Source organism: Helicobacter pylori, from assembly GCF_014498195.1.
In the GTDB taxonomy this organism is placed as follows: domain Bacteria; phylum Campylobacterota; class Campylobacteria; order Campylobacterales; family Helicobacteraceae; genus Helicobacter; species Helicobacter pylori_DO.
The window spans coordinates 233,759-258,774 of record NZ_JACTGH010000001.1 but is presented as its reverse complement, the minus strand read 5'-3'; the positions used below and the strand labels follow the sequence as shown (position 1 = coordinate 258,774).

20 protein-coding genes and 2 pseudogenes are annotated in these 25,016 nt (G+C 38.5%); 6 read left to right on the top strand and 16 right to left on the bottom strand.

The window, feature by feature from the left end; translation table 11 throughout:
• The 3 genes and pseudogenes from H7N67_RS01140 to H7N67_RS01130 all read right to left on the bottom strand — a co-directional run.
• A pseudogene (locus H7N67_RS01140) lies at positions 1-722 on the bottom strand (hypothetical protein); the annotation flags it as partial.
• Between the two features lie 314 nt (positions 723-1,036).
• Complete coding sequence (locus H7N67_RS01135; protein WP_077644693.1) at positions 1,037-1,495, bottom strand: sialic acid-binding protein; 459 nt, start codon at positions 1,493-1,495, stop codon at positions 1,037-1,039.
• A 28-nt stretch (positions 1,496-1,523) separates the two neighbouring features.
• Positions 1,524-1,946, bottom strand: coding sequence for a DUF1104 domain-containing protein (locus H7N67_RS01130; protein WP_001232178.1), 423 nt, complete (start codon positions 1,944-1,946; stop codon positions 1,524-1,526).
• 264 nt (positions 1,947-2,210) lie between these two features.
• Between H7N67_RS01130 and H7N67_RS01125 the strand changes: the two genes are divergently transcribed.
• The 5 genes from H7N67_RS01125 to H7N67_RS01105 all read left to right on the top strand — a co-directional run bounded on the left by H7N67_RS01125 (position 2,211) and on the right by H7N67_RS01105 (position 7,040).
• Positions 2,211-2,843 carry a LysE family transporter gene (locus H7N67_RS01125; protein WP_187938774.1) on the top strand — a complete coding sequence of 211 codons (633 nt, stop codon included), beginning with the start codon at positions 2,211-2,213 and terminating at the stop codon, positions 2,841-2,843.
• Positions 2,844-2,911: 68 nt separating this feature from the next.
• Positions 2,912-4,660: a DNA polymerase III subunit gamma/tau gene (locus tag H7N67_RS01120; protein WP_187938773.1), complete on the top strand. Its 1,749-nt coding sequence runs from the start codon at positions 2,912-2,914 to the stop codon at positions 4,658-4,660.
• The gene (gene tsaE / locus H7N67_RS01115; RefSeq protein WP_128034191.1) at positions 4,657-5,058 is read left to right on the top strand and encodes a tRNA (adenosine(37)-N6)-threonylcarbamoyltransferase complex ATPase subunit type 1 TsaE; all 402 of its coding nucleotides are present in this window, start codon (positions 4,657-4,659) and stop codon (positions 5,056-5,058) included. Before H7N67_RS01120 ends, tsaE begins: the two co-directional genes overlap by 4 nt.
• A gap of 12 nt (positions 5,059-5,070) precedes the next feature.
• Positions 5,071-5,793, top strand: a complete 723-nt coding sequence (gene lptB, locus H7N67_RS01110; protein ID WP_187938772.1) for an LPS export ABC transporter ATP-binding protein — start codon at positions 5,071-5,073, stop codon at positions 5,791-5,793.
• Positions 5,794-5,795: 2 nt separating this feature from the next.
• Positions 5,796-7,040, top strand: a complete 1,245-nt coding sequence (locus tag H7N67_RS01105) for an RNA polymerase factor sigma-54 (protein WP_187938771.1) — start codon at positions 5,796-5,798, stop codon at positions 7,038-7,040.
• Between the two features lie 11 nt (positions 7,041-7,051).
• Here the strand turns inward: H7N67_RS01105 and H7N67_RS07930 are convergent.
• The 7 genes and pseudogenes from H7N67_RS07930 to hopE all read right to left on the bottom strand — a co-directional run bounded on the left by H7N67_RS07930 (position 7,052) and on the right by hopE (position 14,824).
• A pseudogene (locus H7N67_RS07930) lies at positions 7,052-7,756 on the bottom strand (Fic family protein).
• Complete coding sequence (locus H7N67_RS01090; RefSeq protein WP_187938769.1) at positions 7,756-8,976, bottom strand: HD domain-containing protein; 1,221 nt, start codon at positions 8,974-8,976, stop codon at positions 7,756-7,758. The pseudogene H7N67_RS07930 and the gene H7N67_RS01090 overlap by 1 nt, the downstream one beginning before the upstream one ends.
• Positions 8,977-9,167: 191 nt before the next feature.
• Positions 9,168-11,171, bottom strand: a complete 2,004-nt coding sequence (locus H7N67_RS01085; RefSeq protein WP_187938768.1) for a porin family protein — start codon at positions 11,169-11,171, stop codon at positions 9,168-9,170.
• Positions 11,172-11,395: 224 nt separating this feature from the next.
• Positions 11,396-12,298 carry an SAM hydrolase/SAM-dependent halogenase family protein gene (locus H7N67_RS01080; RefSeq protein WP_187938767.1) on the bottom strand — a complete coding sequence of 301 codons (903 nt, stop codon included), beginning with the start codon at positions 12,296-12,298 and terminating at the stop codon, positions 11,396-11,398.
• A 241-nt stretch (positions 12,299-12,539) separates the two neighbouring features.
• Positions 12,540-12,884 (bottom strand): hypothetical protein, encoded by a 345-nt coding sequence (locus H7N67_RS01075; protein ID WP_100981316.1) that lies wholly within the window; start codon positions 12,882-12,884, stop codon positions 12,540-12,542.
• A 20-nt stretch (positions 12,885-12,904) separates the two neighbouring features.
• Positions 12,905-13,831, bottom strand: a complete 927-nt coding sequence (rsmH, locus tag H7N67_RS01070; protein WP_187938766.1) for a 16S rRNA (cytosine(1402)-N(4))-methyltransferase RsmH — start codon at positions 13,829-13,831, stop codon at positions 12,905-12,907.
• A gap of 171 nt (positions 13,832-14,002) precedes the next feature.
• On the bottom strand, positions 14,003-14,824 hold the full coding sequence (gene hopE, locus H7N67_RS01065) for a Hop family outer membrane protein HopE (RefSeq protein WP_021174602.1): 822 nt from the start codon (positions 14,822-14,824) through the stop codon (positions 14,003-14,005).
• Positions 14,825-14,988: 164 nt separating this feature from the next.
• On the opposite strand from hopE, the gene uvrA reads away from it, so the two are divergent.
• Positions 14,989-17,814 (top strand): excinuclease ABC subunit UvrA, encoded by a 2,826-nt coding sequence (gene uvrA / locus H7N67_RS01060; RefSeq protein ID WP_187938765.1) that lies wholly within the window; start codon positions 14,989-14,991, stop codon positions 17,812-17,814.
• 690 nt (positions 17,815-18,504) lie between these two features.
• On the opposite strand, the gene H7N67_RS01055 is transcribed toward uvrA, so the two are convergent.
• The 6 genes from H7N67_RS01055 to H7N67_RS01030 all read right to left on the bottom strand — a co-directional run bounded on the left by H7N67_RS01055 (position 18,505) and on the right by H7N67_RS01030 (position 24,995).
• Positions 18,505-19,299, bottom strand: a complete 795-nt coding sequence (locus H7N67_RS01055; protein WP_187938764.1) for a hypothetical protein — start codon at positions 19,297-19,299, stop codon at positions 18,505-18,507.
• A 171-nt stretch (positions 19,300-19,470) separates the two neighbouring features.
• The gene (gene flgR / locus H7N67_RS01050; RefSeq protein ID WP_187849611.1) at positions 19,471-20,616 is read right to left on the bottom strand and encodes a transcriptional activator FlgR; all 1,146 of its coding nucleotides are present in this window, start codon (positions 20,614-20,616) and stop codon (positions 19,471-19,473) included.
• Entirely contained in the window at positions 20,613-21,086 is a 474-nt protein-coding gene (locus H7N67_RS01045; RefSeq protein WP_187938763.1) for a hypothetical protein, read from the bottom strand. The genes flgR and H7N67_RS01045 overlap by 4 nt, the downstream gene beginning before the upstream one ends.
• Positions 21,086-23,572, bottom strand: coding sequence for a DNA topoisomerase (ATP-hydrolyzing) subunit A (gene gyrA, locus H7N67_RS01040; RefSeq protein ID WP_187938762.1), 2,487 nt, complete (start codon positions 23,570-23,572; stop codon positions 21,086-21,088). The genes H7N67_RS01045 and gyrA overlap by 1 nt, the downstream gene beginning before the upstream one ends.
• Positions 23,573-23,587: 15 nt before the next feature.
• Positions 23,588-23,974: a diacylglycerol kinase gene (locus H7N67_RS01035; RefSeq protein ID WP_001279225.1), complete on the bottom strand. Its 387-nt coding sequence runs from the start codon at positions 23,972-23,974 to the stop codon at positions 23,588-23,590.
• Positions 23,967-24,995: a hypothetical protein gene (locus H7N67_RS01030; protein ID WP_187938761.1), complete on the bottom strand. Its 1,029-nt coding sequence runs from the start codon at positions 24,993-24,995 to the stop codon at positions 23,967-23,969. Before H7N67_RS01030 ends, H7N67_RS01035 begins: the two co-directional genes overlap by 8 nt.
• Between the last annotated feature and the right edge of the window lie 21 nt (positions 24,996-25,016).

Sequence of the window (25,016 nt, the reverse complement as noted above, 5' to 3'; positions counted from 1 at the left end):
CAGTGGATGTGATAGCACCAGCACCACCGGCTCTGTTTGAAACACCTGCGATGATGATATTTTTCCACACCATAGAAACCTTGGCCTGTTCGATTAAATCCATAAGCTTTTGCGCGGTTTCAAGAGCTGTAGCTATGGAAGTTTTTCCACCTGATTGATTGCTAGAGCATTCTTCTGATAAGGCACAGAGATTGCCTTGAGCTTTTTGGAGGTTTTCGGCAAGCGCTTTCATTTGATTATAAGTTTCTTGGCTCATAAAACATTTTTGTAATCCTGTGCAGTTCCCATCTTTATTGATTCTTCCAAGAGGAGAATTAGATCCATCACGCAAACCGGTCACATGAAAACTGAGAGCGTTCCCTGCATAAAGACTCCAAAAAGCCAATACCGAAGTGATAACGGCTTGCGTGGTGTTGTAGATGAGCGATGTTTCTTTGTTTGTGTGGTTGTTACTCGCAAAGCTTTTTAAATCGCTTAAAGCGTTGCTGACAGCCTGACTGTTGTTCGCCGTTTGAATGCTTCGTTTTAACGAAGCCAGTTGGGCTAAAGATTGGCTTAATTGCTCGTATTTGTCGTTCAAATTTTTCAATTCGCCGGTGTTTTTGACCATTTGCACCGCTTCACCGATTTGATAGCCCGCGCCCACAAAAAAGCCGTTGTCTTCAGCGTGGAGCGATGATGCCACAAGCGAGAGAGAGAGAGAGTAAAAATTGTTTTTTCATAAAAGTGTTCCTTAAAGTAATTTTTTTATTGTAAACATGAATAGAAATGAAAATTTATTTACAATATGTTTAACTTTACCATAAATTTATTGGATTTCAAAAAAAAAAAAAAGATTTTGGGGTGTTTTTAATCTATTTATCTTTAGAGTGTTAATTTTTGTAATAATGAAACCATCTTTTGAATTTTATAAGCAATATTTAATGAGAACAGAATTTTGATAACGCTTAAGCATTTACCCCAAACGCCAAAAGCGTTTAGGATTTCTGCTTAAAGAATTTGAAGCTTTGATAGAGAGAGTGGTGTGGTTTAAGCTTTAGTGCTTATCGCTGTGATCTTCATCATGGTGGTCATGGTCTTTATCGTCATGATCTTTGTCATGTTTTTTGCCATGCTTCTTGCCATGCTTATCGTGTTTGTGCTTTTTCCCATGCTTGCATGATCTCAACCCAAAATCATCATCCATGTCTTCCATGTTGCCTTTTTTAAGCGCTTCTTTAACGGCTTTTTGGCGGGCTTCAAAATCCGCTACGGTCATGCTGTCTGTGTTTTTAACTGCATATTCATGCAATTGTTTATGAAATGCCTTTCTCTTGTCTTCAGGCATCTTTTCCATGCGCTTTTTCAACTCTTTTGTGTAATCCACAATATCCTGCGGAGCGACAACGCCAGCCATTTTAGCCAAATCTTCATCGCTCGTTTTGCTGAAATCTTTGGCGTTCAAAGCCACAAATAGCAACGCGCTAACAGAAAGTATTTTCAACGCTTTTTTCATTTTTTATCCTTTTAAATTAAATTTTATCTCACTTAGGAGAGCAATGTTCGTCTTTTTTTTTAACAGCCCTACACCAAACTTTTCTCGTATCACCGCTACAAACGCTCACATTAAGCCCTTTCGCCTTAATTTCTTCATCGCTCAAACCTTTGGTTTTTTCTTCTAATTCTTTACGCACTTCTTCACGCATTTTTTTGAAATCCTCTTCACTCATTTTGGAAAGATTCTTCCTAGCGATCCGGCTGAAATTCGCGCGAAATTTCTTAGCGTCTTCAGCTTTTAAAGCTTTAAGGCGTTTAGACACTTCCATGCGATAATCAATCGCCTCATTAGAAGGCAGAGTGCCTGCTAATTCTAAAAGCTCCTTATCTTTGAGTTGCGAAAAATCCCTAGCGCCTAAAACCTGTAATCCAAGCAAAGCTAACAGGCAAAAAGCCAAACTCTTTCTCATTCCCAATTCCTTGTTGTCTAAATTTTTGCCACACAACGACAGCAAATTTTGGCATTCTACCATGTTAATTTTAATTTATTATCAAACGCCACTAAGAGCGCTAAAAAATGGGGTTTTAATTTTATATAGCCATTGTGTCATCATTTAACTTTTAATTTATAAAGGTCGTTTTAAACCCTAAAATTTTAAAATACCCTTTTGAATGATTGGTTTGTATGGCGTTGGTAGTTTTTGGCTTATTTTGAGTGAAAGGATTTAAGCAAGATGTTTGTGGTTTTTATAGAAGGTTTTGGTTTAGCGATTTCTTTGTGCGCGGCGGTGGGGGCGCAATCCTTGTTTATTGTGGAAAGAGGCATGGCTAGGAATTATGTGTTTTTGATTTGCGCTCTGTGTTTTATGTGCGATATTGTCTTAATGAGCATGGGCGTGTTTGGCGTGGGGGCTTATTTCGCTAAAAACCTTTATTTGAGCTTATTCTTAAATCTATTTGGGGCAGTTTTTACCGGATTTTACGCTTTTTTGGCTTTAAAAACCCTTTTTCAAACCTTTAAAAAGAAGCAAGTCCAAACCCCCAAAAAACTCTCCTTAAAAAAGACCTTATTATTCACTTTAGGCGTTACCTTACTCAACCCGCAAGTGTATTTGGAGATGGTGTTTTTGATTGGCGCGAGCGCTTTGTCTTTTAATTTAGCGCAAAAATTTGTCTTTTTAGCTGGCACTTTATCGGCGGCTCTTTCTTGGCTTTTATTGTTATGCGCTTTATCGTTGCGTTATGGCTCTAAACTTTTAAACAACCAAAAAATCTTTATGGGGGTGAATCTCTTTGTAACCGCTATCATGGGGACGCTTAGTATTAATTTATTTAAAGATTTTTTAGCGCTATTGAGCAAAACCTAAAAAGGGGCTAGTTTTAAGTCATTTTGCATTACAATACTCCTAAATGAGTTTTAAGGATTACAATCAATATGCAAGTTTTAGCGTTAAAATACCGCCCCAAACATTTTAGCGAGCTAGTCGGTCAAGAGAGCGTGGCTAAAACGCTTTCTTTAGCCCTAAATAACCAGCGTTTGGCTAACGCTTATTTATTCAGCGGGTTAAGAGGTTCTGGGAAAACCAGCTCTTCTAGGATTTTTGCTAGGGCTTTAATGTGCGAAACAGGGCCAAAGGCTGTGCCTTGCGATACTTGCATCCAATGCCAGAGCGCTTTAAACAACCACCATATAGATATTATAGAAATGGACGGAGCGTCTAATAGGGGGATTGATGATGTCCGTAACCTCATAGAGCAAACGCGCTACAAACCAAGCTTTGGGCGCTATAAAATCTTTATCATTGACGAAGTGCATATGTTCACTACCGAAGCGTTTAACGCGCTTTTAAAGACTTTAGAAGAGCCTCCTAGCCATGTGAAATTCCTTTTAGCGACAACGGACGCTTTGAAATTGCCCGCTACCATACTCAGCCGCACCCAGCATTTCAGGTTTAAAAAAATCCCTGAAAATTCCGTTATTTCTCATTTAAAAACCATTTTAGAAAAAGAACAAGTGAGCTATGAAACAAGCGCGTTAGAAAAACTGGCTCACAGCGGGCAAGGGAGCTTGAGGGACACGATCACTCTTTTAGAGCAAGCCATCAATTATTGCGATAACGCTATCACAGAAAGCAAAGTGGCTGAAATGTTAGGGGCGATTGATAGGAGCGTTTTAGAAGATTTTTTTCAAAGCCTAATCAACCAAGATGAAGCGCGATTAAAAGAGCGTTATACCATTTTAGAAAATTATGAAACCGAGAGCGTTTTAGAAGAAATGATGCTTTTTTTGAAAGCGAAATTATTAAGCCCTGATTCGTATTCTATCCTTTTGATAGAGCGCTTTTTTAAAATCATTATGAGCAGTCTCAGCCTTTTGAAAGAAGGGGCAAATGCCAGTTTTGTGCTGTTGTTATTGAAAATGAAATTCAAAGAAGCTTTAAAACTCAAAGCCCTAGACGATGCGATTGTAGAATTAGAGCAAGCCCCTTTCAATCAAAGCCCTAGCATAAGTTATAACGCCCCTAAACAAGAATTTAAAAATATAGAAAAAAGAGAAAAAAGAGAAAAAATAGAGAGCATAGAAAAAAGAGAAAACACAGAAACCCCGCAAACTCCCATGCTTTCAGCTAAAGATCGCATTTTTCATAACCTTTTCAAACAAGTTCAAACATTGGTTTATGAGCGCAACTACGAATTAGGGGCGGTGTTTGAAAAAAATATCCGTTTCATTGATTTTGACAGCCAGACTAAAACCTTGACTTGGGAGTCTTTAGCTACCCATAAAGATAAAGAGCTTTTAAGAGAGCGTTTTAAAATCATCAAAAGCATCGTTGATGGGGTTTTTGGCAAGGGCGAAAATATCAAAATCGCTTTAAAAAATCATTCAGAAAATAAAAGCGCTTTAGAAGTGGTTAAAGAGTTTAAATTCCCTTATTCAAAGCCCAAACCAACCACTGAAACGACGGCTGAAATGAAAGAAAACGACACTAAAGAGGCGATTAAAAAAGAAACTAAAGAAAAAGAAACTAAAGAGGTGATTGAAAAAAAAGCTAAAGAAAAAGAGGTTCAAGAAACCCAACCCAAAGAAGCCCCAACAGCGTTGCAAGAATTTATGGCTAATCATTCCGATCTCATTGAAGAGATTAAGAGCGAGTTTGAAATCAAAAGCGTGGAATTGTTATGAGAGCGCATTTAGACGAGTTAGACAAAGTGGCTGCTGCAATTTTAAAAGATGATTTTAAGGGGGTGGTGCTTTTAAAAGGCGTTGTGGGGAGCGGTAAAACGACTTTGGTTCAAGCGTGCTTGAAACACTTGGGCTTAGACATTCAAGCGACTTCGCCCACCTTTAGCCTGATGCATGCTTATAGCGAGAGCGTGTTCCATTACGATTTTTACATGCGCGATTTAGAGGCTTGCTTGGAGCTTGGCATGTTAGAGTGCTTGTTGGAAAAGGGGATCCATTTTGTGGAATGGGGCGATGAAAAATTAGAAAAAATTTTAAAAAAATACGATTTAGCTATTAAGGTTGTGGAAATTAAAACCGAATCAACTAGCCGTTTTTATACAATAAAGATCGTTTAAAGGGTCGTTTGAATGGATATTTTAAAAGCAGAGCATTTAAACAAACAGATTAAAAAAACCAAAATCGTTTCAGACGTTTCTTTAGAAGTGAAAAGCGGCGAAGTGGTGGGGCTTTTAGGGCCTAATGGGGCGGGTAAAACCACCACCTTTTATATGATATGTGGGCTTTTAGAGCCTAGTGGGGGGAGCGTTTATTTAAACGATGTGGATTTAGCTAAATACCCCTTACACAAGCGCTCTAACTTAGGCATAGGCTACTTGCCCCAAGAATCCAGCATTTTTAAAGAATTGAGCGTGGAAGATAATCTAGCCCTAGCAGGAGAGACCACTTTTAAAAACTCTAAAGAGAGCGAAGAAAAAATGGAAAGCTTACTTGATGCTTTTAATATCCAAGCCATAAGAGAGCGCAAGGGCATGAGCCTGAGTGGGGGAGAAAGAAGGCGCGTAGAAATCGCTAGGGCTTTAATGAAAAACCCTAAATTCGTGCTATTAGATGAGCCTTTTGCGGGCGTGGATCCGATTGCGGTGATTGACATTCAAAGAATCATTGAAAGCTTGATTGGATTAAACATCGGCGTGTTGATCACTGATCACAATGTGCGAGAGACTTTGAGCGTGTGCCACAGGGCGTATGTGATCAAAAGCGGTACGCTTTTAGCGAGCGGGAACGCTAATGAAATTTATGAAAACGCTTTGGTGCGTAAGTATTATTTAGGGGAAAATTTTAAGGTGTGAATATGGCGATCTTACGTGCAAACCTTAGCCCTAAAAACAAATTAAACGCTACCTTAAAAGGGTGGCTCCCCATTTTACAAAGCGAGCTTGAAGATTTAGAAGAAGTGTTGAAACAAAACGCTTTAGATAACCCCTTAATCAAAATTGAAAACAAACGCATCAAAAATTTTAGCGATCGCTTTAATCCTAAAAAGAGCAGCGATCATTTAGAAAATTTCGCAACCGCATCTAAAAGCCTTTTTGAAACCCTAGAATCTCAAATCATTCCCCCCCTTTTTCCTACTGAAACCTCTCAAAAAATCGCTATGGATATTATCAGCGGGTTGGATAGTGAAGGGTATTTTGAAGAAAACATTGAAGAAAGGGCTAGAATTTTAGGGGTAGAGAGCGAAGTTTATGAAAAAGTGCGCAAGCGTTTTAGTTACCTTAATCCCGCTGGCATTGGCGCTAAAGACGTGAAAGAGAGCTTTTTATTCCAGTTAGAGGGTAGGGAATTGGACAATAACGAGCTTTATGAAGAAGCGCGAAAGATCATTTTAAATTTAGAAAAACACCATGAATTTTCTAAAGATTTTTATTATGAAAAGGCTTTAAAGATTTTAAAATCCTTTAAAAACCCCCCAGCCATTGAGTTTTTAGAAAAAGAAATAGAAGTCATTCCTGAGCTTTTTATTTTAGAAGTGGATAATGAAATGATTGTGCGTTTGAACGATGAGAGCTACCCGACGATCAGTTTAGAAGAAAATCGCTTTAAGGATAACGATTATTTGAAAGAAAAATTGAAAGAAGCCAAAGATTTAATTGACGCATTAAATTTGAGGAAAGCCACGATTTATAAAATCGGTCTGATGCTTTTAGAATACCAATACGATTTTTTTAAGGGTAAGGAATTACGCCCTTTAAAATTATTAGATTTAGCCAATGAGTTTAACCACTCTGTAAGCACGATTTCAAGGGCCATTTCTAATAAATATTTGGCATGCGAAAGGGGGGTTTTCCCTATTAAACATTTCTTTAGCATCGCCTTAGACAATAGCGAGACTTCAAACGCTGTGATTAAAGACTATCTTTTAGAATTGATCAAAAACGAAGACAAAAAAGAGCCTTTGAGCGACGCTAAGATTTTAGAACTCATTGAAGAAAAATTCCATTTGAAAATGGTGAGAAGAACGATCACCAAATACCGCCAACTGCTCAACATCGCTTCTTCAAGCGAAAGGAAAAGGCTCTATTTGATGCGTGCTTGAAAACCATGATTTTAGGGCTTATTTTTATTTAATACCATTTGCCCTTGTATGCGTGTGAGTTCAAACTCTTGGGATACTTTAGCGAGTTGGTATAAGCTTTCTGTATTGCACATGTCTAAAGCCTTAATGTAAGTCTCTTTTTGCTCTTTGGTGATCACAAATGGCACTAAATTTTGCTCTAAAGCGCTATAAAAGATTAGCATTCTGCCCACCCTACCATTACCATCGCTAAAAGGGTGTATCCTTTCAAACAAAATGTGTTGTTCTAAAATGGCTTTTTAGTTTTTCTTCTTTATCTTGTAAGGTCTTCATCTTATAATTGAGGTTATCGCACCATTCTTTCATAGCCATAGGCACTTGAAAATGGGGGATCGTTTCAAAACTAGCTCCTAAAATGGTATTATCAGTCGTTTTGAAAGCCTCCTTATTAGGGAGTAAAAAATTCATTAAAATCCTATGCAACTCCCTTATAAAAAACTATCAACGCTTTGTCCTTTATTCAGGTTTTCTAACAGAAAGAAGAGCATGTTTTGATAGTTTTTCACTTCAAAGAAGGCTCTTTGGGGCATTTCTCTAGGAATGTATTCGGTGGTTAAAATACTTATGGTTTCAGCAAGGCTCAAAGGATTGTTTTCAATAGCGGTGCTATGATGAGCCATGCGAATGGTTAAATCCATAGCGTAATCGTTAAATTCTAATGATTCTTTATAGTTCATTATTTGAAATCCCTAAACAATTTCCCTAAATCCAAATCAAGCAGTTCTGTTTGGGATCGCAATTCTAAAAGGTTTTGAGCCCCTTTAATCAAATCGTTACTGGAAATGCCATGAGAAAGAGAGATTTGGGCTTCTAAAAACGCGCTCAAATGATCGCACACCTTTAAAAGCTCCCCGCAAACCCCAAAATATTCATCGCTGTTATAAAGCATAAACAATTCTTCAGCGTCTTTAGTGAAAATGATTTTGTTAGACTTGTCTTTGCAGCGGTTTTTAAACTCGTTTTCGGTGAAATATTTTAAATCTTCTTGAACGCCCAAAGACACAAAAGAATAGACTTTGTTTTGCATTTCCTTTTTTTCAATTTCTTTAATGCAGTGATCAAGCCCCGCAACGCTTTGTTTGATAGGCGTGATAATGTCTCGGGTTAAAATCTCGGGCAAATCATGGAAAAGCCCGCCCAAAAAATGATTGATCCGCATGCTTTTACAAGCTTTTAAATCAAAGCTCAACAAATACCCCATAAGCGCCACGCATAAGGTATGCCCTAAGACACTGGTTTGCGGCACTCTTGGGGTCTGACTCCAACGCTTTTGGAAACGCAACTGCCCAAACATGCTCACCAATTTTTTCAGATCTTCTTTTTCCCCAAAAAGCCCCTCAAACAAATGCTCGTTATTGTGGAGTTGCTTGTCAATTTTATCTTTAATTTCTTTCACGCCATACATGTTGGGGTTAAAATGATAAATAATATCAAATTCCCATTTGGACGCATAAAAATGCGCGCTCTCTAAAATTTGAGTTTCTAAAATTTGGGGCCTGTGGCTTAAATACTCTTTGAGTTCCTCTAAAGAAAAATACGCGCTGATTTCATCTTGCAAACTTTGCGCGACATAGGAGGCTAATTCTTGGCTGTGCGTTTGTTGGAGAGCGTAAAAAATAGGGGGTTTAATATCGGTTAAAACCAAGCGCTCCAAAAACTCAAAGCAAAAGAACTTGATTAAAAGATCTAAATCTAAGTCATGACCCCCATCTTTTAAATCTTTAGCGAGCAGATACGCAATCATCGCTTTATGGGCTTGTTTGTCTAATTCCACAAATTCCAAAGGGCATGCTTGGTCATTCCAGCGTCTAATAGACGCACCCACAAACACACGCCTTAAAAATTGAGATTTGAGTTTAGGGGCTTTTAGGGGTTTAACAGGATGAGCCGCATACATGACTTTCCTTTTTATACTATTTTGAATGTTTAAAACTATGAGCTTATTAAGAAGCGTTGATTTTATCGCACAAGATTGAAAAATCTTAACGCACCACTATCAATACTAACTTAAATTTTATTATACGAAAAAAAGATAAAAATAAGGCTTTTATTTAAAAAAATGTTATTTTTATCAATTTCTTTCTCACTCTAAAACACCCACCCGTAATTAAAAAACACCTTAAAATGGCTAGCCCCTTCATTGAAAACAAAAGAGTTGGTGTAATCGCTACCACTAGAAACGACGCTAGCTTTTCTTTGGATTAAAGGGATGCTAATCCCTACAGAATATTTAGAATGCTTATAGCGGTAATTCAACCCAGTAGCCACATCTAAATTACCGCTCCCTTTGACTTTATTCAACACATAATAGCTGTTATACAAGCCCCTTAACCCCCCAAAGATGCCAAAAGATGAAGAAAAGTTTCTTCTCGTTTGAATATCTATAGGGCTATTTTTATTAGAGTAAGTGGTGATGAAATCCAACAACAAATCTATCCCCCCACCATAGCTCAATTGCTGGACTTTTTGATTAAGGGCTTTAGAATAGTTGTATTTGATAATGCCATAATAAGCTAGCCCCATGAAATCATTAAAGTAATTTTGATAGCCTATCTTAGCATTAACCCCTAAAATAGGGCTTCTAAAGCTTTGCGATGTGCTTGAAGAATAGTGGTTGGTAACGCTAGAAGTGACAAAGGTTTTTTGAATGGTGCCAAGCATGGAATTGGCTAAATCTTGCGTGTTCAAACTAGCGTTTAAGTTGTAGTTCTTTTGAGCGCTCAAATTGGCGTAATCTATGGGTAAAGCGTTTTGATTAATAAGCTGCTGCCAAACCGCTGCTGTTACCCCTAAAAAGCCAGCCGGGACATCCGCGCAATTGTGATAGATGGAATTAGGGTAGTTGCTAGGGAAAGCGCTCTGACCTTGACCCCCATAAAGCGAACACACATTATAGGGGAGGCCATCAGAATCTTTTGGCTTGCCATTATTATCCTTTTCCACTTGACCATCTTTCGTTACCGGCACTCTTTGATAAGTCATGTTCCCGTTATGGGTGTAGCCTTTGGTGTGGCTGAATTCATGCAAGATGGTTCTTAAATCAGCCAAATTGATAGTCTTAAGGTCATTGCCAAAGAGTTTCTGGGGTTCTAAAGCATAGGCTTCTACTCCTAATGTGCCATATTCACCATCATTACCATACCCATTGGCTAACCCTACAACCCCTGAATTTTTTAAAACAACCGCATCAATTTCTATTTTTTTTCTAAAATTATTAATAATACCTTGTTTGTTGAGTATATATTGTTGATCGACTTTAGTATCAACACGCCCATTTACTCCGGGATTTACGCATTTTGAAGGATCATTATCGCAATCTGTTGAGCTGTTAGTGAATTCAAAAGGAGCGTTTAAGATCGCATCGCCCCAAGATTGGGAGTCTAAGACAGCGGTCATGTTCAACATCAAATTAGTGAATTCCTCTGCGGTTTGTGGGGTGAAATTTTGCCAACAATCATTTTTTGTATTACCATTATTATTGTAAGGACAAGTGTTGAAATTGCTTGGATTTTCATTACTATATTTCATTATCAGATTTGTCTTAATCTTATTGAGCGTTTCAAACACCCTTTGCGTGTTAGCGTCAGAAATAGAAGTGCTAGTGGCTTCAAATTTTGGAAAAAAGAAAGTATAGGGGCCAATTTTATCAAACGCCTCTTTTAAACTATCAAATGCCTCCCCGGGTAAAACAATCTTAGAGTGTTTGGGGATGGTCTCTATCACGCCTAGATCAATTACATTGCCTTGAGCGTCTGTAAAACTAAGCTTAACATTGCTCAGATTATAAGGCAGGAAGTTTTCTATAGTTAATTTACCGCCAATATACAGCACTTTAACAGGGGATAAAGATGAAAAGTTTAATTGTGATATAGATTTAGCGTCTGTGAATAAATTAGCCGCTCTTTTTAAAATCGTGTCTGTGGGTAAATAATTGTAAGTTGCGTAAGTGTTTTTTGTGGTGGTGTGTCTTTTTTCTTGCGTTTGTGCGCCTTCTAATAGCCCTGTTTCAAACCCAGCTTCTATGAAAAAGCCATTTTTCTCATTCGCTTCTAAAGCGCTGAATAATAAAAGTGGGATGAATAGTTTTTTCATGGTTATCTCTTTTTAGTTTATAGTGCCTTTATTGTACAATTTTAAGGGGGTTGTTTGTTTGTTTTTTGGAATTTAAAGTTTTTACAAGGGATTAGTGTTTCAAATTGAAATAAAATTTTAAAACAAGCGTTTGTTTTGGGGATCATTTAGTATTAATTGGGCTGTGTTAATGAAAGTTTGATAGTTAAAACCTTTAACCTCTCTTAATTTTTCTAAAAAGCGCTTTACTTAGCGCACTTCTTTATATCAATATTCCAGTCAGCACCGGATTTAATTTGGTATTTTTGCGCGAAATTATCCCTATTCAGCGCCACGGAAACGTTCAACAAGCTGTTTAGATAGACCAACGGCTGGCCTTTTAAAACATCGCCAAAGCTCGCAACATACGGCATTTTCCCTTCGTATTTTTTCTTGGAACCTTTAAAAATCGTTACACACAGCGTGTCATTGAGTTTGATTTTTGCTTGATTGAGCAACTTATCGCTGATATTGCTCCAAACATTGCCATATTGAATATCCAAAATCGGGATATTGCCTTTCACTTCCCCTTTTGTGGCTTTCGCTTTTTGGTAAGGAATTTCAACAACTTTTGCGGGAAGCTCTGGCCCGACCTGCTCGAATGTGATCGCCCCAGAAGCTAGGCGTGCACCAGTATAGGCATACACATCACGACCATGGAAAGTATAGGATTTTTCAGAACCTTTCAAGCGGTTAGCTTTTTCGTCAATTTCACGCACGCTATCAATCCCCAAAGTTTGCGCCACCAAAGTCAGCGTGCCGTTATCCGGCGAGACGAAATACTGGCCGTTTTTAGTTTTCAATACCACCGATTTACGATTAGTGCCTACGCCCGGATCAACTACGCTCACAAATACCGAACCTTTTGGCCAATAACTAGCGGTCTGATACAGGCGGTAAGCACCTTCCCAGATGTTATACGGAGGGATTTCGTGCGTTAAATCAAAGATTTTAAGATTGGAATCAACGCTGAAAGCGACGCCTTTCATCGCCGAGACAGCCCCATCTTTTAGGCTAAAGTCGGTTTGTAAAATCAAAGTGTTATCTGCATAAACAGACGATAACCCTATGCACGCTGATAAAAACAACGCTGAAATCGTTTTTTTCATCTGTATTATTTCCTGAATAACAAAAGTGGAGTGAAGCGTTTTCTCATGGTTATCCTTTGTTGGATTAAAGTGCCTTTATTATACAATTTAAGGGAATGGTTTGTTTGTTTTTCACAATTTAAAGTTTTTATAAGGGATTAAAATTTCGTATTGAAACAGAATTTTAAAATAAGTCTTTATGTTAAAATAATTTAAAATGATTTACCGCTAATTAGGCTCTCTTAAGGATAGGGGGTTTCACTTAAAACGCAATATCGCCAATATTTTCACTATTCTCTATATAGTATTTAAAACGCTCTTTTTCTAATTCGTTTTTTAGGATTTGTTGTTCTTCTAAAAGCAGGCGTTTTTGATCTTCTAGGGTGTTGATTTTACGGCTAATATAATAGATATTATTGCTCAAATAGATTTTAGGCGCTAACAGAGCTAAAAACGCGCCCCCAAAAACCAACACCCCTATTAAAGCCATTAAAGAAAGACCATGCGAATTTTCATTTGCAGTTCCAGCAAACAATTCTTTCTTTTCGTCCTCTTCTATGCGCACAAAGCGTTCTTTTTCATTTAAAGAATGGTTTTTGATATTCATGGCTTACTCATATGACTTATTCATGGTTTGAATTTAAAAACCCTCATTTTAGCGCTTCGTGAACGCCTGTTGTTTTTAATTTCCTCTGGGCTTGGAGTGATGGGCTTTTTGGTTAAAATTTCGCCTAAAGCGTGATTGTTAGAGCAAGCGCATTTAAAACTTAAAGGATCGCAAACGCAATTTTTAGCGTAATCTTTAAAAGCGTTTTTCACTAACGCGTCTTCTAAAGAATGGAAAGAAATCACGCACAAAATCGCTCCCTTAAGGTTTCTAGCGTATTGTAAAAACTTTTTTAACTCTTCTAATTCGCTATTGACTTCTATGCGAACGGCTTGAAACACTAAAGTCGCTGGATGGATTTTTTTATTTTTGGAAAAAGAGCTTGAAAAATCGCTCAAATCCTTAGCGTCTTTGAAGGGTTTTTTAGCGCGCCTTTCTGCAATTTTGTGGGCGATTTTTTTGTATTCTTTGATTTCGCCATAGTCTCTAAAGATTTTTTCTAACGCCACTACAGAATAAGAGTTGATGACTTTTTGAGCGTTCAAATCGCTCTCTAAATCCATGCGCATATCCAGAGCGTGCGAGTGGAAATTAAACCCTCTGTTATCATCATCAAGCTGCAAAGAGCTCACCCCTAAATCCACTAAAACCCCCTTGATTCGCTCGCCATGAATCTCTAGGGCTTCTTTAAAGCGTTTGGCAAAACCCCCGCTTAAGAGGTTGTAACGCCCTTCAAATTCTTTCAATCGTTCTTTAGCGATTTCTTGAGCGAACTTATCCTTATCAATGCCAATGAGTTTCAGGTGCGGTTTTTGGGATAAAAGGGCTTTAGAATGCCCCCCTAACCCTAAAGTGCAATCAATCAAAACCCCTTCTTCTAAAGGCGTGAATGCTTGCAAAACTTCTTGCAACAAAACGCTTTGGTGCAAACTCTCTATTTCTTGCAAACAACCCCCTTAAAACCCCATGAATTTTCCAAACGCCCACTCAATGGTATTGGTTTTGTTGGTTACGCTCAAAAGTTTCTTTAATAATCAATCTTAGCTTTTTAAGATGCAAAAACCCAAACTAAAACCCTTTTCATAAAGACTAAAAAGGGCTTAAAGATACCCTTTTATTTAAAAAGTGTAGTTATACCCCAAATAAAGCGAATAATCCCGTTTCAAATGGTAATAAAGATTAGTAGCGTTAGGACCCGCGCTCAAAAACTTGTTGATGAGTAGCGGCACTCTCACGCCAAATTCCACGCCATTATGCTTGTAGATATTGGCTCTCACCCCAAAATTCAACCATACTTGAAAAGCGACGGTTGAAGTGTTGGTGCTATAAGGAGCGTTAGGGTTACAATAAGTAGGGGTACAAACATCAGGACCTTTGGCTTCAATGATTTGCTCTTTCCAATAGTTCGCTGCGGAGCTTTTCCAAGTGTTACCGCCGATAGCGACCCCACCAAAAATACCAAAAGAAGCGTTATCGTTATCAATAATATCAGCTAACAAATCGCTCCCCACACCCCAAGAAACCATATCCAACTGGATTTTATTAGGCGCATAAACTTGCTTACCTAAAGTGGCATGCCCGTAATCAAAAAGCCCATACACTCTAAAACCAAACCACTTGCTTGTCATATCAAAAGACTTGAATTGGAAGAACTTCTTATAACCCACATTCAACCCAAAACCATTCAAAGCCCCATTAGCGTATTTGGAGTGCCAATTGATATTGGTGCCTCCTGGGTTATGCTTATTAGCGGTAAGACCTGGGGGGCAACCTACAACACTCCCTGTACAATCCCCTGTATTATAAATATTGCTATTCAAACGAGCTTGTCCAAGCTGGTAATTAGTCCCTATATAAACACCATCACCTTCGGCTAACAACGAAGAGCTTAAAACTGCGGATAGAAGCCCTAAAGCTACAAACTTTTTCATAAATTCCATTCCTTTACATTCCTATCTTTAAAATTGTCTCATAAAATAATAGCATGTTTATCCTTAATCAAGCAAATATTTTTAACTCTTATGAATAAGAAATGATAATAAAACCATTCTTTTTTGAAGTATAATAGCTCCTTTTAATCCATTTTCTTATTTTAAGGAAACTCTTGCAACATAAAACCATTATGGATAAGATCATTATACAAGGGGCTAGGGAAAATAATCTCAAAAATATTTTTTTAGAAATCCCTAAAAACCAGTTTGTTGTTTTTACCGGATTAAGCGGTTCGGGTAAATCCACTCTGGCGTTTGACACTTTATACGCTGAAGGCCAAAGGCGCTATTTAGAGAGTTTGTCTAGCTATGCTAGGCAATTTTTAGACAAAGTGGGTAAGCCTAATGTGGATAAAATTGAAGGCCTAACCCCTGCGATTGCTATTGATCAAAAAACCACTTCTAAAAACCCTAGATCCACTGTGGGGACGATCACTGAGATTTATGATTATTTAAGATTGCTGTTTGCAAGGGTTGGGGAGCAATTTTGCCCCACATGCTTAGAGCCCATTAGTTCTATGAGCGCGAGCGATATTATTTCTCAAATCTGTCATTTAGAAGAAAATTCTAAAATCATTATTTTAGCTCCCATTATTAAGGATAAAAAAGGTTCGTTTAACGATAAATTAGAGAGCTTGCGTTTAAAGGGGTATGTGAGGGCTTTTGTTGATGGGGTGATGGTGCGTTTAGATGAAGAAATCCATTTGCATAAAACCAAAAAACACACCATTGAAGCGGTGGTGGATAGGGTGGTTATCAATAGCGAAAATGCTTCACGGATCGCTAGCGCAGTAGAAAAAGCCCTTAAAGAAAGCTATGGGGAATTAGAAGTGGAAATCTTGCAAGACAACGCGCCAAGCATCAGAAAGCATTACAGCGAACATAAGGCATGTTTTAAGTGCAAGATGAGTTTTGAAGAATTAGAGCCTTTGAGTTTTTCTTTCAATTCGCCTAAAGGGGCGTGCGAAAGTTGCTTGGGTTTAGGGACAAAATTTAGCCTAGATATTAGTAAGATTTTAGATCCTAACACGCCTTTAAATCAAGGAGCGATTAAAGTGATTTTTGGGTATAACCGCAGTTATTACGCTCAAATGTTTGAAGGCTTTTGTGCTTATAATGGCATTGACAGCGCGCTTTGTTTTAATGAATTGAATAAAGAGCAGCAAGACGCTCTTTTGTATGGGAATGGCACTGAAATCAGCTTTCATTTTAAAAACAGCCCTTTAAAACGCCCTTGGAAAGGCATCATTCAAATCGCTTATGACATGTTTAAAGAGCAAAAGGATTTGAGCGATTACATGAGCGAAAAAACCTGTTCTTCGTGCGAGGGGCATCGTTTGAAAGCCTCCAGTTTGAGCGTTCAAGTCGCTGGCTTGAAAATGGCGGATTTTTTAACTAAGCCCATTGAAGAGGTCTATCACTTTTTTAATGATCCCACGCATTTTAGCTATCTTAACGAGCAAGAAAAAAAGATCGCTGAACCCATTTTAAAAGAGATTTTAGAAAGGGTGTTTTTTTTATACGATGTGGGGCTAGGGTATTTGACTTTAGGGAGGGATGCGCGAACGATTAGCGGAGGGGAGAGCCAAAGGATACGAATCGCCAGTCAAATCGGGAGTGGTTTGACAGGGGTTTTGTATGTTTTAGACGAGCCTAGCATTGGCTTGCATGAAAAAGACACGCTCAAACTCATCAACACCCTTAGGAATTTACAAAAAAAAGGGAACACGCTCATTGTCGTAGAGCATGATAAAGAGACGATTAAGCATGCGGATTTTGTTGTGGATATTGGGCCAAAGGCTGGAAGGCATGGGGGTGAAGTGGTTTTTAGCGGGAGCGTAAAAGAGTTATTGCAAAATAACCATTCTACCGCTTTGTATCTCAACGGCACTAAAAAGATTGAGCGCCCCAAATTTGAACTCCCTAAAGAAAAGCATTTTTTAGAAATTAAAAATGTCAATATCAATAACATTAAGAATTTGAGCGTTCAAATCCCTTTAAAACAATTGGTGTGCATTACGGGGGTGAGCGGGAGCGGTAAAAGCTCGCTGATCTTACAAACCCTTTTACCCACCGCTCAAACCCTTTTAAACCATGCTAAAAAAGCTCAAAGCTTGAATGGGGTAGAGATTGTAGGGTTGGAGCATTTGGATAAAGTGATTTATTTGGATCAAGCCCCCATAGGCAAAACCCCACGAAGCAACCCTGCCACTTACACAGGGGTGATGGATGAAATCAGGATTTTATTTGCCGAGCAAAAAGAAGCTAAAATTTTAGGCTATAGCGCGAGCCGTTTTAGCTTTAATGTTAAAGGGGGGCGGTGCGAGAAATGCCAGGGCGATGGGGATATTAAAATAGAAATGCACTTTTTGCCTGATGTGTTAGTCCAATGCGATAGTTGTAAGGGCGCTAAATACAACCCTCAAACTTTAGAAATCAGGGTGAAAGGCAAATCCATTGCCGATGTGTTGAACATGAGCGTGGAAGAGGCTTATGAATTTTTTGCTAAATTCCCTAAAATCGCTGTGAAGTTAAAAACGCTTATAGATGTGGGCTTGGGCTATATCACTTTAGGGCAAAACGCTACGACTTTAAGCGGGGGGGAGGCTCAAAGGATCAAATTGGCTAAAGAATTGAGTAAAAAAGACACAGGCAAAACCCTTTACATTTTAGATGAGCCTACTACCGGTTTGCATTTTGAAGACGTGAATCACCTTTTACAGGTTTTGCATTCTTTAGTGGCGTTAGGCAATTCCATGCTAGTGATTGAGCATAATTTAGACATTATCAAAAACGCTGACTACATTATAGACATGGGGCCTGATGGGGGGGATAAGGGCGGGAGGGTCATTGCGAGCGGCACGCCTTTAGAGGTGGCACAAAATTGCGAAAAAACCCAAAGCTATACGGGAAAATTTTTAGCTTTGGAATTGAAATAGCTTGCATTTGTTTGTTAAAACGATGTAGGGCTGAAAATAACAGACAGCTAAATATTAGAGAGCAGAAAAATTACAAAGCTAGCGGCAATAATAGCCACTTGATCATGCAAGAGTTAGCAAGGAAGCCATGCCTTTAAAATCCATCGCATGAGAGTTTGAAAAATGAGAAAATATTAAGGAAAATAGAGACCAAGCCGACACTCTCTAACCATTACAGAAACGGCAATAGCGTCTCAAACCTTAATGGGAATATTCCTACCACAAACAAATTTAAAACACAAGAGCCACAACGAATGAAGCAAGAAAAATGCGCCATAGTTAAATCCATGCTAAAGATTATAAAAAGCTTGAAATAAGCAGGTTATCAGCCATTAAAAATCGTGAGAGTGGGCGCTATTATTTTCGTCATGTAACCCAAATTACAAGGGGTAGGGTTAAAAAACCTCTAAACTCACTATTTTTAGTCCCACACAAAAATTATTAATAAGGCTTTATTACCATTAAGTGTTAATCATAAATTATAAAAAATGCTAAAAAACATTTTTTATAGTCAATAGTAAAGAGTTTGATTTTAATTTTAATTGCACGATAATTTTTGTAGCGCGGTCTTAGGGGTTAAAAAATGACTTTTAATTTAAAAAACTAATTAAAACCCAACAAGATTTTATTTATTATTGTTTTCTTTCCGCATTATAATCGCTTAATGGGATCTTTGCCGAGAAGGTTGCCAAACAGAGTCCCCTTCAACAACTCGTAAAACACCTTGCTTGTTATTTTAACGGCTGTCTTCTTTGAGTCTTTAAGGTATTTGGGGAATTGCCTTTTAACTTCTCTATCAATCATAGACCCCCACTTTTTATAGCGGAATTTGATCGCAAATTCCGTTCCTTGTATCCGCTCTATTTTGCAACTCCTAAACCCAACCCCCAAATACTTCCTCACCAACCACTCAATGTTGTAAGGCCCTTTGTCCAAAAAACGCCTGATATTTGCAGAATTGGTTTCATAATATATTGTAGGCTCGTCATTTTCAAGCAAATCAGCAAGAGTGGTGTTGTCATTATCAATCACAGGGGACGCATAAAACCCTAAACACTCATCAACCCCTAATTCCTTAACGATAAACAATCTGCAACTGATAAAATCACCATCCTTATCATTAAGAACATCAATGATTTTATAAGAGCTACCATACCCATAATAGATTGAGTTAGGTTTCTGTGGTTCTTTATTGGCCTTTAATCCATTAAATTCATCAAAAATACCCACCATGAGATCACCATCATTTGCTAAAGCGGTTTTGCTATTCAATCTAACCATCGTTTCCTTACTCAACTGGACAACAACTCCGTTAGTCTCTTTATCCGCTCCAACACCAATCGCTCTATAACCAAATCTATCCACTCTTTTACTCAATTTGTTACACAACAAACCATGTAATTCCTTGTTTTTTGATTTCTTAACCATAAAATCATTCGCCAACATAAAAACTCCCCATTAATTGAACCCCAATCTTTAAATCCCTTTAAGCAAAAATCCCAAATTAAGCGTTTCTAATAAATGCTTTTTCTTAATAACTCCATGAAATTATAGCGTGATCACTCAAACTTATTAAACTTATCTGGTTGCAGATGTTTTATAAAGAAGCCCTACAAACTACCTTTCCAAAAACAAATCTTTCTCTTGGATTTCTGTTTCTTCGCTTAAAATCGCCGCTCTTTCCACGACGCCTAAAAGCTCTCGCACATTCCCATGCCAAGAGTATTCTAAAAGGCGTTTTGCGGCGTTTTTTGAAAAAGATTTTGGCCCCAAATGATACGCCTCGCACACTTCTTTAAGCTTGATTTCAGCAATGGGTAAAATCTCTTCTACCCTCTCTCTTAAAGGCGCGATAGTTATAGGCACGATTTGCAAGCGGAAAAACAAATCTTCTCTAAATTCTTTTGAAGCGATTTTTTCTTTCATGTTAGCGTTGGTAGCGGAAATGAAACGAACATCAATTTTAACGCTCTTATTATCCCCAAGGCGCGTGATTTCTTTTTCTTGAACCACTCTTAAAAGTTTGCTTTGCAATTGAAGGGGCATTTCAGCGATTTCATCTAAAAAGATCGTGCCTTTATTAGCGCTCTCAAAAAGCCCCATTTTAGGTGCTGTGGCGTCCGTGAACGCCCCTTTTTGATACCCAAAAAGCTCGCTTTCTAATAAATGCTCTGGGATAGCGGACATGTTGATCGCTATAAAAGGGTGCTTGGAGCGTTGCGAATGCTGGTGGATGAAATGAGCAAAAACTTCCTTACCCACCCCGCTTTCGCCTAATAGCATGACATTAGCGTCCGTGCTTGCGACTTTTAAGGCTTGCCGTTTGCTCTCTTCTAAAGCTTTTGAAGCGGCTAAAAAGCTGTGTTTGTGTGGTTTTTTTAAAGGTTTTTCTAGAGGGTGTTTTTTTTGAAATTCTAAAACTTTTTTGGTGCGATAGATGGATTCTAAAAGCAATTCTGGTTTAAAAGGCTTTTGGAAAAAGTCTTTCACGCCTAAACGAATGGAATCAATGGCTTTATTCAAGGTCGCATTACCGGTAATCACAATGGATTCATACTTGCCTTCTAAAAGGCGTAAAAATTCTAAGCCGTCCATATGGGGCATGTTAATATCCGTGATGACTAAATCAAAGCTTTCATCAAGTTTCGCTAATGCGTCTTTAGGGTTTTTAAAACTCACAATCTCTAAATCGTCTTGAAGCTCAAAAAAAAGCTCCAGACTTTTACGCATGTTAATATCATCTTCTACAATGGCGATTTTCATTCTTCTTCCTTTCTAAAAATATCTAAAAACAGCGCATCTCCCACTAAACTCGCTCTAACGCTTAAGGCTTTGAGGTCAAGAATGCTTGTGGTAGTGGTGCCGTTTTTATAGCTGTGATCATAATGCGTGATAGCGACTTGACTTTTTAAAATGCAGTCTATGACTCGCTCTTTTTCTTTTTTCAACGCTATTTCTAAAAGGAAGCGTTCTGGCTTTATTGGGAGCAAGGGGTCTTTCAAATTAGGTGAGTTGCGAGTGATGATGGAGCAACGATAGTCTAAAACATAGGGGGCTGTTTTAATGCGGCTAACGATAGGCTTAGAGACAGAATACTCTTCGCCCATCACTCTAGAATCAACGATTTTCAAGCGGTACGAAATCAAAAATTCTTGTTCTTCTAGGGGGCTAAGGGCATGCAAAGAAACCCCTAAAAAATAAAATAAAAAATAAAAGAATAAAAAAAAACGCATCACTCAAACAAATTTTGCACCGAAGAGGTTTCTAAATTTTCTGGCTCTTCTTCTTTAGGGCAAGAATTGACATACACGACTTTATCAGCGGTGTTTATGAGTTTTACCCCACTGGCATTTCTTCCGGTTTCTCTAATGTCTTTAATGGAAACTCTAATCATTTTCGCGCTCGCAGTAAGGATCATCAAATCCAGGTTCTCATCATCTACGCTGATAACGCTTACCAAATTACCGGTTTTTTGAGTGAGCTTCATGCCAATGACCCCCTTACCTCCACGAGATTGCTCTCTATACGCTTCAGCTAGAGTTTGCTTGCCAAGCCCGTTCTCGCTCACGCTCAAAAGTTTGTTGCCATCACCGCTAATGACGACCGCACCGACAACAAAATCATTTTCATTCAGTCTAATCCCCATAACCCCACGAGTATGTCTTCCTATTTCGCGCACGTCTTCTAAAGGGAATTTAATGAACATGCCCAAATAAGATGCGATGAGCAAATGCTTAGCGTTGTTATCCACAACTTTTGCGCCCACTAATTCATCGCTTTCATCTAAAACAATCGCTCTGATACCGCTATAACTCCTATTACCGCCAAATTCGCTCAAATTGGTGCGCTTCACCACGCCATTTTTCGTGAAGAAAGCTAAAGAGCGTTCATCGCTAAAGTCTTTAGTGCTTAGAGTCGCCATGATTTTTTCATCCGGAGCGAGCGAGATTAAATTCACAACGGCTTTACCCATAGCGATCCGGCTCGCTTCTGGGATTTTATAGACTTTCAAATGATACAATTGCCCCTTATTGGTGATAAAGAGCAAAATATCATGCGTGTTAGCCACAAAAAAGTTTTCAATGAAATCGTCTTCATAAGTGCTGCCTGAAAGCTTGCCTTTACCGCCACGATTTTGCTTTTCATAAACTTTTAAATCCACTCTTTTCACATAGCCTTTATGACTCATGCTCACCACCATAGGCTCATTAGCGATCAAATCTTCTATGTCAATATTTTCATAAGCTTCTTGAATTTCAGTGCGCCTTGGAGAAGAAAATTGCTCTTTGACTTCTAAAAGCTCTGTTTTGACGACTTCATTCAAGCGATCTTCGCTCTTTAAAATGCCATTGAGATCACTAATAAGCTCTAGCAAGTTTTGGTATTCTTCTTTGATTTTATCTCTTTCAAGGCCTGTTAAGCGCTGCAAACGCATTTCTAAAATGGCTTTGCTTTGGATTTCGCTCAAAGTAAAACGCTCCATTAAGGCATTTTTAGCCGCTTCTGGGCTTGGGCTTGTTTTAATGAGTCGCACGATTTCATCAATATTGTCTAATGCGATCAAATAGCCCTCTAAAATATGCGCCCTAGCCTTAGCCTTTTCTAATTCAAAAATAGTGCGTCTTATAATAATGGTTTTTCTGTGGTTTAAGAAAAGGCGCAACAACTCTAAAAGCGTGAAAATCTTAGGCTCTTTATTATAAATAGCGAGTAAAATAATGCTAAAAGTGGTCTCCATGGTGGTGAGTTTGTAGAGGTGGTTTAAGACAATTTCACTCATCGCGTCTCTTTTTAATTCAATCACCACTCTAATGCCCTCTCTATCGCTTTCATCGCGCACTTCGCTAATGCCTTCAATTTGTTTTTCTCGCGCTAAATCGCTGATTTGTTCCACTAATTTGGCTTTATTGGTTTGAAAAGGCATTTCATCTAAAACGATGATTTCTTTATTTTTTGTTTTTTCCACATGCACTTTAGCCCGCACTTTCACGCGCCCTCGCCCCGTTTTATAGGCTTCAATAATGCCCGCCTTGCCATAGATGATCCCACCGGTAGGAAAGTCAGGCCCTTTGACAAATTCTAAGATTTCATCTAATGCAGCGTTAGGGTTTTCTAAAACATGCGCTAAAGCGTCTATGATTTCATCTATTCTGTGAGGGGGGATAGAAGTCGCCATCCCTACAGCGATCCCATTAGCCCCATTGACTAAAAGGTTAGGCAGACGGCTTGGTAGAATATCTGGCTCTTTTAAGGTGTCATCGTAATTAGGCACAAAATCAATGGTGTCTTTATCAATATCCCTTAAAATTTCTTCACTCGCCTTGGTCATTCTGGCTTCAGTGTAACGCATCGCTGCAGCGTTATCGCCATCAATAGAGCCAAAGTTGCCCTGCCCATCCACTAATTCCAAGCGCATAGAAAAATCTTGCGCCATTCTCACTAACGCATCATAAACCGCAGTGTCGCCATGGGGGTGGTATTTACCAATCACATCACCCACGATCCTAGCGCTTTTTTTATAAGCGACTTTGGAAGTAAGGCCTAATTCATGCATCGCATACAAAATACGCCTATGCACAGGCTTTAAGCCGTCTCTAGCGTCCGGTAAGGCGCGCCCTATGATCACGCTCATGGAATAAGCCAAATAGCTCTCTTCAATAGAAGAATCAATCCCCACTTCTACAATATTTTTTGTTTCATTAACTAAATGATCTTGCATGTGTCTCCCTAAAATTTAATTAAAATAAAGCGTTAAAAGGTAACGCCCCCAAATCAAAGCCCAAAAAATAAGCCCTATCAGTTGGGCCGAGCTGGCCATGTCTTTAGCCTTTTTAGCTAAAGGGTGGAACTCGGTGCCAGTAAAATCCACAGCCTTTTCAATAGAGCTATTGATGAGTTCAACCACCACCGATAAAAAGCAAGGCAAGATCAATAGCCCCCATTCTAAAAAATCTTTGGCCAGATAGCTCGCTAGAACGATGCAAAAAAGAGCCAAGATGACAATTTGCCTGAACGCGCTCTCTTCAGCCCATGCGCATTTAAGCCCGTCTTTAGAATAAAAAAGGGCTTTAAAAAGGCGTTTAAACCCTTTAGCTTTGGGGGGGACTTTGAAATCACTCATGGCTTATTTTGTAAGATTGAAAAAAATTCACGCTAAGGCTATCCAACAAGGCGTTAAAAGTCAGCTTGGTGTTGTCTTTAGCTTGGGCGTTAAGAGCGATTTGGGATCGTTTGTCTTTAGCCATAGAAACAAAGGCTTGCAACAATTCTTTAAAATTTTGTTGGAGCGCGGTATCGTCTTTAAAATGGGACTGGAACAAAGCCATAAAATAGTTTTCTAAAGAAGCTAACGCGCTTTCATAAGAAACGCTAGGGGTTTGAGATCGCAAACTAAAATAAGGGGAAAAAAAGCCCAAACTCTCTTTATTTTGTTGGTAAAAGGACTCTAAAACGTTTTTAAAATGGCGCACTTGGATAGAAACGCTCAACTTTGGCGCTAAAAAACGCAGTTTGTCTTGCAACTCTTCTATGGCTTTAGCGTCTTTAGAATTCAAGGTTTTAAAAATATTTTTAAGGGAGAGATTTTCTTGCGCCTCCATTAAACCCTCTTGAAAAAAAGTGTAAGCAAGGATATTCTCTGCATTAGTCAAATCGCATTTTAAGTTGTCGTTTAAGGTTTTTTCATCTAGAGCGTTGAATTGTAAAGAGCAGTTCAAGCGCGTGGGTTTGAATTTTTTCAATAAGGCATTCAAGTTTTTTAAGGGGATTTGGCTGATTTTTTGCTGAATGGATTGTTCTAAAATAGGGGATTGGATTTGAGAATGGACAGAAAGGGTAAGAGAGCTTTTATCTAAAGAATGGAGCTTGATATTTAAATCTTTAAAATCCATAATAGGGGAGTTTTGAGGATCTAAAAAACGAAGTTCTTTAGAAACGCATGCGATTTTAAAAAACCCTTCGCATTCAAAAGGAGCGCCTGCAATCCCCATGCCCTTAATATGGGGGCGTTGATCCAAATAAGCGTTAAGATAAGCGGTTAAAGATTTTTTAACCGACATGCTAGTGAAGAAGATAAACACCCCTAAAAGCACGCAAATTAAAGCCCCGATAACCACCATCCAAGACATGAATTTTTTAGTCAAAAACACCCTTTATTCTATTGA